Below are 15,428 nucleotides of genomic sequence, written 5' to 3'. Positions count from 1 at the left end.
GGACCTGTTCGAGCGGCGGCGACGGCTCATGGACGACTGGTCGGCCTATCTCGCCCGTTGAGGGCCGCTCATGGAACCGCTGCGCCCGCTCCACTGCGCGCGGTGGTCTTCCCGTGAGGGATTGCTGGTCGGGAGCGACCCTGCGGGGAGGGCGGCATGGGCCTGCACATGCCGAGCCTGCCCGATGCCGTACCGGCATCCCAAAGGGGCGGGTCGCTCCCAGCCACGTCCAAGGAGCGCGAATCGGCATCGGCGCTCCGCCGGCCGTGGTGCAACCGCAAGCGCGCCAGCGACCTGCACGGCCGGGGCCGTGTCCGGCCGGCGGCGATTTTCGTGTCCGGCGCCCCCCAAAGCGCACCGGACACGCAGGACTTGCCACCACCGCCCGTTTCGGTCGTCCCTCCATCTCTACTGATTGCCGCTCAGCGTCGGCGCCCGTGACCCTTGCCGCGCGTGTCGAGCGCCTTGCGGTCCTCCTTCGCGCGCGAGCGTAACTTGATGACGGTCGCCGCCAAGTCCCGCCCCCGCGGGCTGATTCCGTAGAGGTGCCTTCCGCCTCGATCCGTCGGCCGGGCCAGTCCCGCATTGACGAGAGACTGGATCGCTCGCCCCGCCCGCAGCGCTCGGCACCGCAGCAGCAGCCGAACGTCGGCCGCGCCGAATGGCGAACCGTCCGCGAACTCGACCAGCACCCGCTTGGCGTCGTCCGCCGCAGCCTTGATCGACCGGAACCCCGGACCCGACCGGTCGGCGGCCGTCGAGACCCTCCGGGAGGCGGGCACCACGTACCAACGGTCCGCGCGGTCGTCCTCGCCTTCCATGTAATGGCCGCGTTCGAGCCGATACCCGACCGATTCGGCGCGGAACCGGTGAGCCCGCAGAATGACGCCCTGATCGAACTCGTTCATCGGCTGTACCCCGCGTTCAAGAGAGCGCCCGGCGGGAAGCCGGGTCAATGGCGTGTTGCGGATCGCGGCGGCCGGGCTTCAGCCTCCGAACCCGCCACCGAGGAGATGAACCTCCTTCGCGGGGCGGCTGGTGGTCGACTGGGGCGTATCTCGCGGGCCGGGAAACGGACACCGAAACCCGACCTGACCCCACGACGGGCTCAGCGGTCGTTTCCGGTCGATCCAAGGGGGTTTCGCGTAATCTACTGCTGTGGGATCGCCTCTGACGCACGGTCGCCGGTTGCCGAGGGGTAAGGGGAGCGAAACGGCTTGACCAGCGGCAGGGTCTGGTGTTTGACTGCGTCGGAGGATGAGGGTGTGTCGATCGGCACGGAAGATGTCCGGTTCGGCGGCTGCCTCGCGGAGGGAGCGGCGGAAGATCGGAGGGATCCTTGAGAGAGGAAAACCCATGACGGGTCCGCGAGACAAAAGGCTCACCGACATCTTGCCGATCCAGAATCCACGGGACTACAAGGCGCACTTCGCCACAAGGAACGGCGCTGGAGATGAACCGCTCGACGCCATGGCGCGCGGCGAGTGGAGAGGGTGGCAGGAGTACAAGCCGGGCGTGACGAAAGAGAAGCCGGAGGGTGTGGACGCATTCAACCGGAAGTTCGTCTTCTCGCTTGCGAGGGTCTACGAAGGTGCCGGGGCTGGCGACCCTGAGGGAAACGATATCTGGTTGTTCGGTGGAGTTTTCCGAGTCGTGGAGCGCCACGCCGGGCGATACGGGGTCACCTTGACAGAACAAGGCGAAGGGCTCGTTTGCCGCTTGAAGATTCGCTTCGACCTTACGGGCAGGAACCGGCGCAGGAAGCTGGAAACTGTGCTTGACGAATTCGAGATAGCGGACATCCTCCCTGATCCTCTTGCATGTCTGTCGAAGCGCCGGTGAACGTCGCGAAGGAGATCGCCGAGGCGCTGAAAGACGCAGAGGAGTACCCGGTGCGGGACTGGGATGCTCTCAAGATTGCCAAGGAACCCGGCATCTACATGTTCTGCGAGGGCGGTCGTCAATTGTACGTCGGGAGCGCAACGGGGCAAGCCGGTATCGAAGGGCGCCTGAGACGCCAGGTCCGCCCCAAGGGGATCGAAGACTACTCTTGGACACCGGAGAATCCGCCCCCTAAAGGTGTGCGTGACGCCCGGAACCTGTTGTTCCATGTTCTCGTTGATGACTACGGCCGCGCCCCCAAACCCCCGTGGGAGAATGCGGAGGACATCACTGCGCTCAACAACGCTTTCAAGCGCATCCACGGAATGGCGGTGCGGTGGGTGAAGTGCCCGGACAAGGACACGGCGATCCGCGCGGAACACTGCGCCATATGCCTACTTCAACCGGAATACGTCGCGAAGTGAGACGGAGGGCCGTGACGGAGCCGTCCGGACGATTGCTCGCCGGGTTGTCGCTGGTTTTCGCAGTCGGGGTCGGGGTCGGGGTCCCACTCGGCTGCTCACCCCCGGAATCAGAAGCTCTCCCGGAATCCGAGCCCTCAACGTTCGAGCTCACCGCGGAGGAACGGGCGATGGGGTCGGCCCGGTTCGAGGTCCACGTGATCTCGGAGCCGCTATCGTTCCCGCCCCGCGACCACCGGGTGGTGGCGGAGGTGACGACTCCCGAGACGGAGCCCGAGCGCGTGGTCGAAGCACTCATGCGTGCGGCTGTCTCCGTCCACCGGGAAAACGGCTTTCCGTTTGCGGTTATGGTCCGGCTATGGGACGGATGGCCGAACGCAGATACCTTCGCGAAGCGTGTCGAGGTGTATGCCCTCGACGGTTGCGGGTGGTCGGACGATCCTCCACGCAATTCGGCCCGGTGCTCGGGTCCGGTCTGGACGTTCGAGCGGGACGAACTCCCCGCGTGGATACTCCGCGACTCCCCGGATGTGCTCACGAATCCGCGCGCGAACGGATGGGCACTCCGCGTCTGGTGATAGGGGGGCCGTGACCGAGCCGTCCGGGCGCCCGGACCCGTGCCGGCACGGGCGGGAATGCGACCCGGAGTTGTCGGAGTTGAGGGCCGTGGCCGGCGGGGTGCGGGTCGGGTGGAAATCGGCGGCGCGGCAGGGCGCTCCACCCGTCCATGGGGCTGACGGCCAAGAGGCCGAGGAGGTTGCCGATAACGTCGGCGAGCCGGTCGTTCCGGGCGGTGCCCGGATAGGCATTTCGGAGGCGTCCGCAAGGCTGGCTCTCGGCCTGTTAGTGGCCGGGAGCCAGCCGACCCTGTGTTGAACACAGGAGGCTGGCAAGGGGGGCCGCCTCCCCCCTCGAACCCCCTGCCTGTCGCGCCGCTGCTCAGGCCGCGGATGTGCGGGGCGACGCCCCCGAACCCCGTCGCCGGTGCGCTCAGCGCTGATGAAGCATCGCACCGTGATGGTCTTCGCCCGCAGCTTCTACCAGCCGGAAGTGAACAAGACGGTTTGTTTCACCCGATCCGGCCAGTTACGCGACACGGATTCCGGCGCGCTTAGCGGACTCTCACGACGGTTCCGCCGACCTTTCGTTCAACGCTGAGACCGTCGGGGATGCGTTCGGTGAGAGTGGGCACGTGGGTGATGATTCCCACCATCCGCTCGCCATCACGCAGCCGCTCCAGCGCCTCGACGGCTTGATCAAGGCTCTCGGGATCCAGAGTCCCGAAACCCTCGTCGATGAACATCGCATCGAGACGGGCCCCCGCCGAGTGTCCGGCGATGTCGGCGATCCCATGGGCCAAGGCAAGTGCGAGGGCAAGCGAAGCCAAGAACGTCTCGCCACCCGAGAGTGTCACGACGCTCCGGCGTTCGTCCGCGTTGGCGTGGTCGATCACCGTGAAATTGTTCTTGAACGAAGTGAGACTGTACTGCCCGGCCGAGATCTTCTTCAGTTCGTTCGAAGCACGAAGTGCAAGATCCCCGATACTCTCGTCGAGGAGAAAACCGATGAAACGATCAGTCTTGAGTTCGTTCGCGACCTTGTCGTACTGGTACATGCGGTCACGTTTCTCATCGATGTCCTCCTGAAGCTGCGCTTTCCGCTCAAGCTGTTTCTCGATCGATGCGACGGCGACTGCGGACTGATCGGCAGTCCGGCGAGCCTCGCGGGCGGTTTCTTCAAGGGCGGATGTTGCGGCTGCGGCGTCGAGCGACGCCGCCTCGATGCCAACGTCGGATGCCGAGACACAAATCGAGGCATCGAGCGCCTCGACCGCCGTTTCCAGTTCGGCGATTTGCTGGCCCGCCGTTTCCCGGAGGCTACGGGAATAGGCATGCAGCCCATGGGTCTCCGCTTTGCGGTCCTCTGGATCGGGCGGCTGGGGGGGATCGGGAACCTCAACCTCCAGCCGACGGAGTTGCACACAACGCTCTCCCAATAGCGTCCGATGATGTCCACGCTGACGATCGAGATCGGCCAACCCGTCGTCTACGACCTTCCAGGCCTGAACCGCTTTCCGGTGTGCTTCTTCGGCCTCTTCGTGCGCTGCCTCAGCCTTCTTCCGTACGTCCGCTGCGTCTCGTAGGCGCGTCATTCGTGCCTCGATCACGTCTTCCACCGGCTCCGGAATCGGGTCACCGAGACCATCGCTCAGCCGAATGTTGGCAGCCTCCACCCGTTCCCACGCCAAGTCACGCGCCTTCTCGGCTTCCCTCCCGGTGGCTTGGAGCGCGGCCAGCTTCGCCTTCGACTCGGCCAACTCGTCCAAGATCGCCGCGTTCCGGTCTCCTTCGGCATCCAAGTTTCTCTTGGCATCCGCTTCGCGCTTGGTTGCCCTCGCCCTCGCTGCTCTTGCATCCTCTGGTGATATCGCGTGTTCTAGTTCCTCCAATTGCTGCTCAAGTGCCTTGGCTGCGGCGTCACACTCCTCCTGCTTTGTCACCTTCGAAGAGAGCCGCTTCTCGGTGCTGACAAAGGTCTCCTGTGCCTCTTGAAGCACGGTTCTGTGTTCTGCCAGCACTGACTCGGTTTCCGCTTCCGTTGCCGGGAGTTCCTCGATGGAGGCCCCACAGACGGGACACTCATCTCCTTCCTCCAAGTGCAACCTCAACACTGCGGCCCGGTGCTCAGCTTCAATCACTTGGAGTTTGGATTCTGCCCCGTGGCGGTCCTTCAGGGCCTCTTGGCGATCCGCTTCGATTTCCGCCACCTCGTCACCGAGTGCTTCCGACTCCGCGACCTTGGCTTGGAGATCTTGGCTGAGTTTCTCCGCGTGTTCCGCGATCCTGAGCGTTTCCTCGGCCGAACTTCGCACCTTGACAGCCACCTCATGCGCCTCCGTCGCGTCAGCTTCGGCCTTGTGTGCCGACTCCTGCTTCGCCTGCAACTCCTCAGCTCGCGACTTGGCCTCCTCCAGCGCCTGCGCGTTCTCGTCGACTTCGACGGAGCGGCTCTTGATCTCCTCATCCGCCTGCCTCAGGGATTCGGCAGCCGCCTTGAGCGTGGCGAGGACTCCCTCCCCTCCCGTCTCTTCCTCAGTCTCATTCCACGTCTCCCGCGCCTGACGCCTCGCCTCCTGAGCATCCGATTGCACGCGCTCGGCAGCGTCGACGGCGGATTTGGTCTCCGCCTCGCGCGCGCTCTGCTCCTTCAACGTGGCAGCCGACTCTTCGAGTTGTGGCCCTTGAGCGTCGAGAGCGGTCGCCAAGTCGGCGATGTCGCCGCAGCGGCCGGCGACCGTCGTTCTCACGGCCAAGCTGTCGCGCGCGGCCCGGTACGCTGCTTCCACGGTGCCGGCGGCCTCTTCAGCTTCCTGCGCCCGCTTCGCGGCCTCTTCAAGAGCCTCGCCCGTCGCGTCGCCAAACTCCTGCGCAAGCAGTTCTACTCTGGTCTCTACCGCCGCCCGAAGGTCACTCGCCTTCTTCCGCGCGAGCGCCCCTGCGCGTTCGAACCTGTGCAGGTCCAGAAGGCGAATGAGAATTCTCCGACGCTCCGTCACGTCCCCCCTGAGGAAGGACGCGAAGTCACCTTGAGGCAGTAGTACGGCTGTGGTGAACGACCCGTAGTCGAGGCCAAGAATCTCGACCACTCGCTCGGAAACCGCCGTCACTCCACCCCGCTCCACTTCGGGAGTCGCTGTTTCCCCCTCGATTCGCTCGAGTGTGGCGACTTGGGCTCCCTGCTTCCGGATCCGGCGGGCCACTCGGTATTCCGCATCCGCCACCCGAAAATCGAGCTGGACCTTGGCTTCCGACGCTCCCAGGGAGATCAACTCCTTCAGGTCGCGCTTCCCGGCACGCGGAACCATCCCGTAGAGAGCTAGGGTGACGGCATCCAGGATACTTGTCTTTCCGGATCCGGTAGGACCTGCGATGACGAACAGGTCCAACTTGCCGAAGTCGATTTCTTGCGCCTTCCGGAACGACGTGAAGCCTTCCACGACCAAACGGACGGGCCTCATCCTGTCACCTCCACCAGAAGCGACTCGAACAAATCCAGTTCCTCTTGATCGGGCTCGGCTCCTTGCTTCTCTCTCAGGTAGTGGGCGTATTGCTCGCGGGCCGTGAGCCCACGGATTCTGGTCTCCGCCTGCGTCTCCCCACGCGGGTAGTCCAACTGCACCTGAAGCGCATTCGGGAGCAGCGCGCGCACTTGATCTCCGAGGCCGGGCATAGGCCCCCCGCATGTGAGTTTGACGCGGAGGAAGGCATCGCCCAGTTCGTCCTTCTGGGCGCCCAGTTCCTCGAACGTTCCTCGGACGTCGCGCAACCGTCGTCCGCCGGTTACTGGCTCCGTACGGACATCCGCCGGCTTTCCTGGTTCAAGCTCCACGATGTTGACGGACTTCTGCTGTTCGACCTCCCCAAAATCGAGTTGGAGCGGCGATCCGCTGTAGTAGGCGGGACGCGAAGAACCGGGGACCCGTTGAGGTCGGTGAACGTGTCCCAAGGCAGCGTATTGCACCTCGGGAAGCGCTTGGGGAGTAATCGCGTATGTCTGTCCGACCGTCAGTCCCCGCTGCCCTTCACCGGGTGCCGATCCCGAAACGAAGAGATGACCCGCGAAAACGGTACAGGTGGAAGGATCCAGGGGTTCGCAGAGCCTTTCAATGATGAACCGCATCTCTTCCGCGTAGTTCTGGAACGTCTCGCCCGGCAAGCCCATGAGTTCGCGGGCTCCGAAGAGTTGTCGTTCGAAAACCCAGGGAAGAACCGCGACTTGGAGTTCGGTGGATTTGTCGCGAGCCTTAATGTGGACGATCCCGCCGGCATCCGGTCGCCTCACTTTCGGCACCACACGGATCGTGAAACGCTGTAGGAGGGGCTCCAAGGCCCTCCAACGCCGCGGATGATCGTGGTTTCCGGGAACAAGAAGGACAGGAATTTCCCGGCGTTCAATCTCCACCAAGGTGTCGTAGACGACCTTCTCGGCTGCAGCCGATGGGGCTAGGTGATCGAAAATGTCTCCGCACACGAGCACGGCGTCCACCGCCTCGCGTTCCGCGATATCAACGATCTCAGCGAGCACTTCTTCCGCTTCGTCACGCCTTGGCCGACCGGCGAGGGTCTTCCCTACGTGCCAGTCGGATGTGTGAAGGATTCTCATCAGCAAGGATTCTCGTTAGGGGGTGGGTTCAGTGCGACAATCGGTTGGCTGGTGTTTCTGTGCAGTAGCGGTTCGGTCCTCTCTGGCGTCCGGACGACGCCTGTCATGCTCTGTCCGTCGAGGTCGTCCGCTCGAACCTTGCGAACGGGTCCGCCGTTTTCGACACAGGCGGCGCTTCGCCCGAGCGGGTAGCCCAAGATGGGAACGGGAACGTAACCTCTAGCGGAAGTGGCAGGTGTGGCTGCTGCAGCAGCATCGTACCCGGCTTCAAGAGGACTGCCCGCTGTCGGGCCGTTTCGGTCAGGAACCCGTACTCCGCACGGGCCGCCTCCGCGGGATCGAGGCGTCCCACAACTCGGATCGCCGCATTTGCCACGATGCGCCGCTCGATCTCGCTGGCGGTCTGCTGAGCCCCGATCAGGATCACGCCCAGGCTCCGCCCCCGTTCGGAGATATCGAGGAGGACTTCCTTGATCGGTGACCACCCGTCTCGGGGTGCGTACTTGTTCAGCTCATCGAGCACCAGGAACACGAGGGGACGCGCCGTGCCGACGGCTTCCTTCTGCTCGAAGAGGCGCTTCACCACGACGCCCACAACAAACCGTTTCGCGCGGTCGTGCAGGTTATGGATATCGATGACCGACACCTGCTTCCCTTCCCAGTCGATGCGGTGTTTGTCCGGGTCGGGCGTCTCGTCGCCCCGGATGAGGTGCCCGCAATGGAACCGTGCGCTCTGCAGGCGGCGCAGGAAGGCCGTCACCGTCCCGGAGGCCGCGTATCCTGCCCAACTCGACCCGTCGGTCGAGAGCCGCTCTTCGATGAGGTCACATAGCGCCGCGAACGACCTGACATGACGCGAACTCCCATCATCATCGGTGAAGCGGATGGTGGACGGGCTATCCGGAACGGCCTCGGCCTCGCGTGCGAGGCCTGCTTCCACGCGGGCGACGAGATCCGCGATCTGGCTCCGTTCGTCACCGGCTTCCGCGAACATGAATCGAAGCAACTCGCCTTGGACGACATCGCGCACCGTCCAGAAGTACGGTCGGACACCCTTCTGCCGACTGCCGGTGTCCGGGACCGGCTCAGCACTCTCCCGTCGGGCCGGAGCCCAGATCCCCACCGAACGGAATGGTCCGGCCTCGAGACCTAGCGCCTCGTACCGCTCGCGCGCGGAGTCGTCGAGTTTCGAATTCGGTTGATCCAGAAAGAGCAAATCCTCACCTTTGACGTTGAAGACCAGGGCCTTCGTGTTCGCGGCCTCTCGCCCAAGAACATCCGAGTGAAAAAGGGTGTAAAGGAGGAAGCTCGCGTAGGTCGTCTTCGTGGCAACGCCAGAGACTCCAGAAATGTTGACGTGCGCACCGCGCTGTCCGTCGAGAAACGACAGATCGAGGTACACTGGCAGCCGATCGCGGGACTGCCCCGCGACGAGCGTCTTCTCCATGGCATCGAAGTGCAGCGCCTCGTCGCGGTCCCCGCCCCGTACACGTACAACCTCCTCGCCCGGCGTCGGGGGCACCCATATCTCGGGTTCAACCCGGGTGGTGACAACCTGTGCGGAGCTTGCCACTTGGAGAGGCAGGACTCCTTCCTCGGACAGGAAGACGTCGCTCTCGAAGCGGGCCCCTTCGTGCTGCGAGCGTACCATGTTCACGACGCCGGACAGGCGCACCACACCGATGTCCGGAACGTGCGCCCGGACCAGCACTACATCGTCGAGCTGCACGTACGCGTCCGGGCGGATGGCGATCCACCACCTGAGCGGCGTTGAGGCCTCGGTGCCCAGCACGACGCCGACGGATTGGCTCTCCTGCGCAGACATGTTTCAGGGACTGCCTTTCGGTGAATTGGTTGTGCCATCAAGTCGACACTCGGCATCGGCAAGAAACGGCCGACTTGCGAAGGTCAGGTTGCCGGTCCACCCTCCCGCCACACCGCAACTTCGAGGGATCGCCGAAGGAGTAGGGGGTCGCCGAGTCGGTGGCGCAACACGGATTCGAGTCGACCTACAGGATAGAGGTTCTGGGGCGCCCTCGGATCCCGCCCGATCCGAGAGGCGAACCGGGGGAGGATCGACGCGGTCAGATCGGCAAGCCGGATGGCTTCTTCAATGTCCGACTCCGCTGACACTTCGAGCCGTACGATGCCCGTCATCACTCCGTCAATCGGCCGTCCCGACGCGATCCGAACGTACCAGGAGTATCGGGTCAACTGCTGGTCTCCGATGCCGAACAGCGGGGTGCGCGTCCCGGAGGCCAGCCTTCCTAGGATGTGCGAGCGTTCTGGCGGCAGGTAGGCCCTCGACTGCCGCTTGATCAGTCCGACCACCGGTCCCGCCACGGAGAGATACGTGAGCGGTCCGTCGAGGATCAGAAGTTCGGCTTCTCCCGACCCGAAGATCCTACTGGCCAGATTCGCCTCCGCTTCCCGCATCTGATTCTGAAGACCATGGATCGGGTCAACCGGAGCTCGGCCATCCACGCTCCGGCAGGGGTATCGAAGCGACTGCCCTCCGATGCTCGCCACGAGATCCGGATGGTGCAGACCGTCCCCCACGACCAGCGCCCTTCCGACCTCCACTTGGTCGATCGAGGGAGGCTCAGCCGCCCAAGCCGCCCCGACCGCCCAAGATCCTGCGAGCGCCGGGGCAACCAAGTCGGCATCCTCCGCATAGAGTCGCAGATCGATCCGTCGAACCCCATCCACGAAGACACAGCACGGAAGGGCAACCGCCGCCTCAGGGGCCATCGTTTCCCACCGATCCGTCTCGACATCGAGTTCCACGGACGCGGGAGTGAGTTCCTCCAGTTCAACGGAACTCCCATACTCTGGATCCCAAGGATCGACTCTCAGGCGCGGCATGCGAAGCCTCTCGCTGCGAGATTCTGGATTGAGCTTAGGAGGGTCTCCTTGGAACCCATTTCCTATCTGCCCGTCGTGACCCCGCGTTAAAGGTCCCGCCGCGCGGCCATTGGCAGGCCATGCTCGCGGCGGCCAATACCGAAGCGGTAAGGTATCGCATGCAAGATGCCAATGCTCCGCCGGCCCGTGTTCGGTCCGGTGGTGGATGCCGACGCGGACGTGAACGAGCGGGGCGGGTTCGGCCGGACCCCGCTTCACATCGCGGCCCTCTACAACCCGGTGGCTTTTCCGATGCTCTTGGAACTCGGTGCCGACCCGGAGGCCCTTGACCGGGACGGCAGGACGCTAATGGACTACACCGTCGACGACACCTTTGGCTGCAGGGGTGGGAGTTGGTGAGGAACCACATCGAGGAGAGGGGGCAACCAGTCTCGCGTCCCGTTGCCGCCACCGTGGGCCAGTGGAATCCAGTTCTTCCGGGCGGAAACAATGGTGGGAGCAATGCCGCCGATGCGCCAGTAAATAGTTTATTGACAGCGGTTTGCGAACATAATCCGAGCAGTCCGCGGGAACTCGCTGGGAGGAACGTTGCCGAAACGCGGGTTTGGGCCGACCTTGTGGCGCGTCGTCCGCGGGGGCGGGCGACCCGGTCTCCATTGCCGAAACCGCCGCACAAGGATGGCTTGCGAAGATGAGTATGATTCTCGGGATCCTGCTGCTCAGCACGGTCGTCGTCGCCCTGCTGCTCGGACAGCTCGCCCGGATGTCCCTCCGGGAACGCATCCTTCAGACCGTCGCCATGCTCGCCGCGGCGTTCATCTTCTACGGCCTCGTAGAGCTCTTGGAGTCCGCCACCCACTAGCCTTCGGGACGTAACAAGCGCTGCAGCTAGCCGCTCTCCCGCCCAGCCTTCCGCTGGCGCAGGAGCCTCAGCCGCCCGCGGTGGTGTGAACGGTCGTGGCGGGTACCCCCGCGCTGTCGGTTTCATTCGGGCCGTGGATGATCTTGGAGCCCTGCCAGGCGGCGATTCCGACCATGAAGGTGGCGAAGACACCCACGAGGAGGGCGAAACGCCGCAGCCGCCGGTCGTCCCGCTCGTGCAGCGCGAAGGCGGCGAGCGCGCCGGCGGTGAAGGCGGGGACGGCCGCCCACGTGGCCCAGAAACGGTGCGTCTGGACGATGCCCGGCCGCACGAACGTGCGGTCCGCGACGACATCGGCCGCGGCGAGGCCGGTCAGGTAGGCGGGCGCTACGAAAGCGCCGGCGATGACGAGGGCCACGAGCCCCCACAACTCGAGCGGCTCGCGGTCCCGCGCCCACCCGTACAGGCCGACGGCGCTCCCGCTCGCGGCGAGGACGATGGGGAACGAGTGCGAGAGGATATGCAGGTGTTCCCAGCTCACCGTCATCATCTTGACACGCCTTCCAGCCGGACTAGAATATCGCTTCCCAACTCGCCCCCTTCGTCTAGTGGCCCAGGATACCTGGTTCTCAGCCAGGAGACAGGGGTTCGATTCCCCTAGGGGGTATGAAGCGCCGCGACGGGTCCCGACCGGATCCTCGCGGCGCTTGTCACGTCACGGGACGTCCGGCGCATTCAGGGTCCAGTCGTACTCGTGGTCGAGAGAGCCGTCGAAATCCCGAAGCTGCGCCGCCAAATCGCCCTCGGCGTACGTCCGAAGGTGTTCGAGCACGCCGGCCTCGGAATCCCCGAAATCCTCCCGATACCAGAAGTAGATGCTGGAGACGAGGCCGGACGCGTCGTCCCGGAGTGTCACGCCCCGCGGGTGATTCACGTAGTCCCGCGCCGCCTGATCCAGAAGCCGCTCCAGGTTGTCGGCCGTATAGGTCTCCGGCGCGAGATTCGGGCAGCCCATGCTGGCGCAGTTCACGCCGTAGTGGATCCGGCTGTCCCGCCAGATGGGACGCAGAATGTCGTGCTCGATGTTGTCCAGCGTCAGCGGGTGCCCTGCCACCATGGCGTGGATGTCGCGCCACGGGCCCGTGCCGGGAATCAGGCCCTCGTGGATGTCCTTGATCGACTCGACGGGATACTCGTCCACGACGACCCGCAGGGTCACGGCGTTGTAGAGGTTGATCCAGTACGCCATCTGTACGTCCTTCGCGTACTGTCGCGGGTCCAGCCCCTGCAGATAGTCGATGTAGCCGGCCAGGCGTGCCCGGTCGGCGGCGTTCGCCCGCAGGCCCGCGTAGTCGACCAGGTTGATGCCGGACGGGTCGTCGGTGATCAGGTAGGCGTCGAGCAGCGCCTGCCATTCACTGTGGTCGAGCCGCGCGGTATTCGTCGGGTCGTGGTCGTCCCAGGCCACGTCGGTGGACGGCCCGGCGCAGGACATCACGCCGAGCGCGAGGAGACCGAGCAGCCCCCGCAGAGCGACCCGTGCCGAAATTCCTTTCATTTTCCTGCCTCCTGCGACCCGGCGGAGCGCGCGGCGCGCCACTGCCGCCAGCGGAGCCGAGCGATCATCGAGAGGATGCCCGCGCTGGCGCCGACGACTCCCCGGACCGTTCCGCCCACCTTCGACCGGCCGAAGCGGCGGCGCAAGGTGTCCACCGGCACTTCGACGACGCGCAGACCGTGCCGGATGGCCTTGATCTGCATCTCCACGGTCCAGCCGTACGTGCGATCCCGCATGTCGAGGCGGCGCAGGGCCTCGGCCCGTATCGCGCGGTAGGGGCCGAGGTCGGTCACCGCCGCGCCCCACAGCAGACGTATCAGCAGGCCGGCGACCCGGTTGCCCGCGATCTGCGGAGCCGACAGGGCGCCCGGCTCCCTCCGGCCCAGCGCGCGCGATCCGATGGCCAGGTCGGCCCCGCCGGCGACGGCTTCGAGCAGCCCGAGCCCCTGCCCGGCGTCGAACGACCGGTCGCCGTCCGTGAACAGCACGATGTCGACGGGGCGCAGGTGCGCGAGGGCCGTCAGGCAGGCCAGCCCGTAGCCCGGCGTATCCTGCCGGACAGTCCGCGCCCCGGCCTCGCGCGCGCGGGTCGCGGTCGCGTCCGCCGACCCGTTGTCGCAGACGACGAAATCGTCGACCACGCGCCGGCCGCGGTCATCGCGCAGTGCAAGCAGATCGGCGACGACATCGCCGATATTCCGCTCCTCGTCCCGCGCCGGCACGACCACGCCCACCGTCATTCCCGCGTACACGCCGGCCGGCCCCCCGCCTACCCGCTCCGGCTCAGAAGTCGACCTGGGCGAGGAAGAGGAACTGGCCATCGGACAGCGTCGGGGCGTGGGGCAAATCGTCGAGCGCGCTGGCGTACTGCAGCCCGAACCTCGCGTAGCCGTCCGGATACAGGTTCAGTCCGAACACCATGAACTTCCGGTCGGCGCCCAGAGCCGGCCGGAATCCGTCGTACCGCACGACGCCCTCGAGCAGCCCCCAGGGCCGATAGCCGAACTGCACCCAGCCGCCGGACGCCTCCGTCTCGGCCGGCCCGCTCCCGCTGAGCGGAGCATCGAGATCGAAGTCCGCCCGCAGGTACTCGCCCGTCAGCGTCAGGTTGTGGTAGGAGACCTGAACGTCCGCACCCCAGTACAGGCGGCTGCCCGCGAAATCGGACGTGATGCCGGGCGCCGCCGATCGGTCTCCGGTGATGATGCCCTTGCCGAGCGGCGCGGATGTGTCCTCCGAATAAGCGAGGGAAGCTCCCGCCTGCACGACGAGTTCGTCGTAGAAGGCGATCGTGCCGATCGAGTTGTACTGCACGCGGCCGGCGAACATGTAGTCGTCGCCGTCGTTCGTGATGGACCGGCCGTTGCCGTTGTAGAGGCCGGCCCCGTAGGTGAACCGGCCATCGAGCGCCTGCCCGCCCGCCTGCACACCGATCTGCCGGTCCGGCCTGAGGGCGGTCGCGGCCTGCGAGCGCTCGACGAACGTGATGTCGCTCCGCGACACGGTGGCTTCGTAGCCGAAGTAGGGCTTGAACATGCCGAAGCTGAGCTCGAATTCCGGAATCACCGGCATCGTGACCACCGCGTCGTGGATCCGGTACGCGTCCCGCGACGCGTCGTAGCGGACAACGAACTTGTAGTCGAAGACGAGTCCGACGGCGCCCTCCACCTTGAGGCGGGATTCGAAGAGCCGGAATCCCTGCCCGCCGAGGGTGGAATCCGAATGCGCCCGGGCTCCGGCGCGCAGCAGTCCTCCGACCTCGATCGGCGAGGCCTCCTGCGCCGCCATTCCAGCCGGCATGGCCAGGCCAAGCACGACGACCGTTCGCGCGCACATTCTCGCGATCATGTATCACTCCTCATCAGGTATCGCTCCTCATCATGTTTCGGGTTCATCGGGCTCGTCGACATCGAAGTTCGCGTGGAGGTAGCGCCAACCTCCCAGGCCGATCGCCGCGTTGATCCAGAAGTGCCCGACGATGGACGGGAACAGACTGTCCGTCCAGATGACGGTCACCGCGAGCACAACGCCGAGCGCCGTCGCCCGGACCACGCCGACCAGCTTCTGGTATCCGTGAGCGAGTCCGAAGGACACGGAGACCAGCGCCACGCCGAGCCAGGGGTTGCCGGTCCATGCCGAGACGGCCCACAGGCCGAATCCACGATAGGCATACTCTTCGCAGACCGCCGCGATCCCGGAGAGCGCGAGAAACCAGCGTTTTTCCGAGGCGTTTCGCGGCATCAGCAGCAGGACGGCCCCGGTCTCCCGGAGCCCGGCGATCCGTGCGGCCGCGGTGATCAGCCAGGCTGCCAGGAGCCCGACGGCGGCCACGCCCAGGCCCTGGAGCAGCGCGGCCGGCGGCGCGTCGACCCTCCAGCCGAGCGCGGCCGCGGGGACGTTCTGCCACGCCGCGACGCCGAGCGTGACCAGGCCGAGCACGACGAGCGATGCCCCCACCGACACGTACAGCAGCCGGCGGTGTTTCGCCGCTGCGGCGAGATCGGCCCCGCGACGGGCATCGAGGGCGGCGAGGAGGGGCATGCCGATCAGGAGCAGCACAGCGTACGCCGCCGCGATCGGGGTCGGAGTCTCCGGCATCGCGGACGGATAACGCGGCGGAGGCGCCGCGTGCAACACGCGCACCGAACGACGACGGCCGGGCCCGTTGACAGCGGCA

Annotated in this window: 15 protein-coding genes and 1 tRNA gene; 6 read left to right on the top strand and 10 right to left on the bottom strand. The window is 65.6% G+C overall.

The features are described from left to right. Nucleotides 1-422: 422 nt before the first annotated feature. A complete protein-coding gene (locus RN901_RS12075; protein WP_310758537.1) occupies nucleotides 423-908 on the bottom strand; it encodes a hypothetical protein in 486 nt (161 codons plus the stop codon). 448 nt (nucleotides 909-1,356) lie between these two features. On the opposite strand from RN901_RS12075, the gene RN901_RS12070 reads away from it, so the two are divergent. The 3 genes from RN901_RS12070 to RN901_RS12060 all read left to right on the top strand — a co-directional run bounded on the left by RN901_RS12070 (nucleotide 1,357) and on the right by RN901_RS12060 (nucleotide 2,881). Further along, nucleotides 1,357-1,842: a hypothetical protein gene (locus RN901_RS12070; protein WP_310758536.1), complete on the top strand. Its 486-nt coding sequence runs from the start codon at nucleotides 1,357-1,359 to the stop codon at nucleotides 1,840-1,842. Beyond that, nucleotides 1,839-2,306 (top strand): hypothetical protein, encoded by a 468-nt coding sequence (locus tag RN901_RS12065; RefSeq protein ID WP_310758535.1) that lies wholly within the window; start codon nucleotides 1,839-1,841, stop codon nucleotides 2,304-2,306. The genes RN901_RS12070 and RN901_RS12065 overlap by 4 nt, the downstream gene beginning before the upstream one ends. 167 nt (nucleotides 2,307-2,473) lie before the next feature. Beyond that, on the top strand, nucleotides 2,474-2,881 hold the full coding sequence (locus tag RN901_RS12060) for a hypothetical protein (RefSeq protein WP_310758534.1): 408 nt from the start codon (nucleotides 2,474-2,476) through the stop codon (nucleotides 2,879-2,881). 533 nt (nucleotides 2,882-3,414) lie between these two features. Here RN901_RS12060 and RN901_RS12055 read toward each other — a convergent pair. The 4 genes from RN901_RS12055 to RN901_RS12040 all read right to left on the bottom strand — a co-directional run bounded on the left by RN901_RS12055 (nucleotide 3,415) and on the right by RN901_RS12040 (nucleotide 10,331). Then, complete coding sequence (locus tag RN901_RS12055) at nucleotides 3,415-6,321, bottom strand: SMC family ATPase (protein WP_310758533.1); 2,907 nt, start codon at nucleotides 6,319-6,321, stop codon at nucleotides 3,415-3,417. Beyond that, complete coding sequence (locus tag RN901_RS12050) at nucleotides 6,318-7,466, bottom strand: exonuclease SbcCD subunit D (protein WP_310758538.1); 1,149 nt, start codon at nucleotides 7,464-7,466, stop codon at nucleotides 6,318-6,320. Before RN901_RS12050 ends, RN901_RS12055 begins: the two co-directional genes overlap by 4 nt. Nucleotides 7,467-7,569: 103 nt before the next feature. After that, the gene (locus tag RN901_RS12045) at nucleotides 7,570-9,291 is read right to left on the bottom strand and encodes an ATP-binding protein (protein ID WP_310758532.1); all 1,722 of its coding nucleotides are present in this window, start codon (nucleotides 9,289-9,291) and stop codon (nucleotides 7,570-7,572) included. 83 nt (nucleotides 9,292-9,374) lie between these two features. After that, entirely contained in the window at nucleotides 9,375-10,331 is a 957-nt protein-coding gene (locus RN901_RS12040) for a hypothetical protein (RefSeq protein WP_310758531.1), read from the bottom strand. A 171-nt stretch (nucleotides 10,332-10,502) separates the two neighbouring features. On the opposite strand from RN901_RS12040, the gene RN901_RS12035 reads away from it, so the two are divergent. Both RN901_RS12035 and RN901_RS12030 read left to right on the top strand, forming a co-directional pair. Then, on the top strand, nucleotides 10,503-10,730 hold the full coding sequence (locus tag RN901_RS12035; RefSeq protein WP_310758530.1) for an ankyrin repeat domain-containing protein: 228 nt from the start codon (nucleotides 10,503-10,505) through the stop codon (nucleotides 10,728-10,730). A gap of 292 nt (nucleotides 10,731-11,022) precedes the next feature. Further along, on the top strand, nucleotides 11,023-11,193 hold the full coding sequence (locus RN901_RS12030; RefSeq protein ID WP_310758529.1) for a hypothetical protein: 171 nt from the start codon (nucleotides 11,023-11,025) through the stop codon (nucleotides 11,191-11,193). A 67-nt stretch (nucleotides 11,194-11,260) separates the two neighbouring features. Here RN901_RS12030 and RN901_RS12025 read toward each other — a convergent pair whose 3' ends face one another. Beyond that, the gene (locus tag RN901_RS12025; RefSeq protein ID WP_310758528.1) at nucleotides 11,261-11,743 is read right to left on the bottom strand and encodes a hypothetical protein; all 483 of its coding nucleotides are present in this window, start codon (nucleotides 11,741-11,743) and stop codon (nucleotides 11,261-11,263) included. Between the two features lie 44 nt (nucleotides 11,744-11,787). Between RN901_RS12025 and RN901_RS12020 the strand changes: the two genes are divergently transcribed. Next, nucleotides 11,788-11,860 (top strand) — tRNA-Glu (locus tag RN901_RS12020). Nucleotides 11,861-11,908: 48 nt separating this feature from the next. On the opposite strand, the gene RN901_RS12015 is transcribed toward RN901_RS12020, so the two are convergent. From RN901_RS12015 to RN901_RS12000, 4 genes are read right to left on the bottom strand one after another with little or no spacing between them, the layout of a single operon-like run. Beyond that, complete coding sequence (locus RN901_RS12015) at nucleotides 11,909-12,751, bottom strand: DUF547 domain-containing protein (protein WP_310758527.1); 843 nt, start codon at nucleotides 12,749-12,751, stop codon at nucleotides 11,909-11,911. After that, nucleotides 12,748-13,491, bottom strand: coding sequence for a glycosyltransferase family 2 protein (locus RN901_RS12010; protein ID WP_310758526.1), 744 nt, complete (start codon nucleotides 13,489-13,491; stop codon nucleotides 12,748-12,750). The genes RN901_RS12015 and RN901_RS12010 overlap by 4 nt, the downstream gene beginning before the upstream one ends. Before the next feature lie 43 nt (nucleotides 13,492-13,534). Further along, entirely contained in the window at nucleotides 13,535-14,599 is a 1,065-nt protein-coding gene (locus RN901_RS12005) for a porin (protein ID WP_310758525.1), read from the bottom strand. Nucleotides 14,600-14,629: 30 nt separating this feature from the next. Then, a complete protein-coding gene (locus tag RN901_RS12000; RefSeq protein WP_310758524.1) occupies nucleotides 14,630-15,349 on the bottom strand; it encodes a CPBP family intramembrane glutamic endopeptidase in 720 nt (239 codons plus the stop codon). Nucleotides 15,350-15,428: the final 79 nt, after the last annotated feature.

The sequence above is a fragment of the Candidatus Palauibacter soopunensis genome (assembly GCF_947581735.1).
Lineage (GTDB): Bacteria > Gemmatimonadota > Gemmatimonadetes > Palauibacterales > Palauibacteraceae > Palauibacter > Palauibacter soopunensis.
This window is presented reverse-complemented; position numbering and strand designations above follow the sequence as displayed.

What these genes read in the sequence shown, in the direction of transcription:
- RN901_RS12075 (WP_310758537.1), bottom strand. Translation starts at nt 908, where the DNA reads ATGAACGAGTTCGATCAGGGCGTCATTCTGCGGGCTCACCGGTTCCGC.
- RN901_RS12070 (WP_310758536.1), top strand. Translation starts at nt 1,357, where the DNA reads ATGACGGGTCCGCGAGACAAAAGGCTCACCGACATCTTGCCGATCCAG.
- RN901_RS12060 (WP_310758534.1), top strand. Translation starts at nt 2,474, where the DNA reads ATGGGGTCGGCCCGGTTCGAGGTCCACGTGATCTCGGAGCCGCTATCG.
- RN901_RS12055 (WP_310758533.1), bottom strand. Translation starts at nt 6,321, where the DNA reads ATGAGGCCCGTCCGTTTGGTCGTGGAAGGCTTCACGTCGTTCCGGAAG.
- RN901_RS12050 (WP_310758538.1), bottom strand. Translation starts at nt 7,466, where the DNA reads ATGAGAATCCTTCACACATCCGACTGGCACGTAGGGAAGACCCTCGCC.
- RN901_RS12045 (WP_310758532.1), bottom strand. Translation starts at nt 9,291, where the DNA reads ATGTCTGCGCAGGAGAGCCAATCCGTCGGCGTCGTGCTGGGCACCGAG.
- RN901_RS12040 (WP_310758531.1), bottom strand. Translation starts at nt 10,331, where the DNA reads ATGCCGCGCCTGAGAGTCGATCCTTGGGATCCAGAGTATGGGAGTTCC.
- RN901_RS12035 (WP_310758530.1), top strand. Translation starts at nt 10,503, where the DNA reads ATGCTCCGCCGGCCCGTGTTCGGTCCGGTGGTGGATGCCGACGCGGAC.
- RN901_RS12030 (WP_310758529.1), top strand. Translation starts at nt 11,023, where the DNA reads ATGAGTATGATTCTCGGGATCCTGCTGCTCAGCACGGTCGTCGTCGCC.
- RN901_RS12025 (WP_310758528.1), bottom strand. Translation starts at nt 11,743, where the DNA reads ATGATGACGGTGAGCTGGGAACACCTGCATATCCTCTCGCACTCGTTC.
- RN901_RS12015 (WP_310758527.1), bottom strand. Translation starts at nt 12,751, where the DNA reads ATGAAAGGAATTTCGGCACGGGTCGCTCTGCGGGGGCTGCTCGGTCTC.
- RN901_RS12010 (WP_310758526.1), bottom strand. Translation starts at nt 13,491, where the DNA reads ATGACGGTGGGCGTGGTCGTGCCGGCGCGGGACGAGGAGCGGAATATC.
- RN901_RS12005 (WP_310758525.1), bottom strand. Translation starts at nt 14,599, where the DNA reads ATGATCGCGAGAATGTGCGCGCGAACGGTCGTCGTGCTTGGCCTGGCC.
- RN901_RS12000 (WP_310758524.1), bottom strand. Translation starts at nt 15,349, where the DNA reads ATGCCGGAGACTCCGACCCCGATCGCGGCGGCGTACGCTGTGCTGCTC.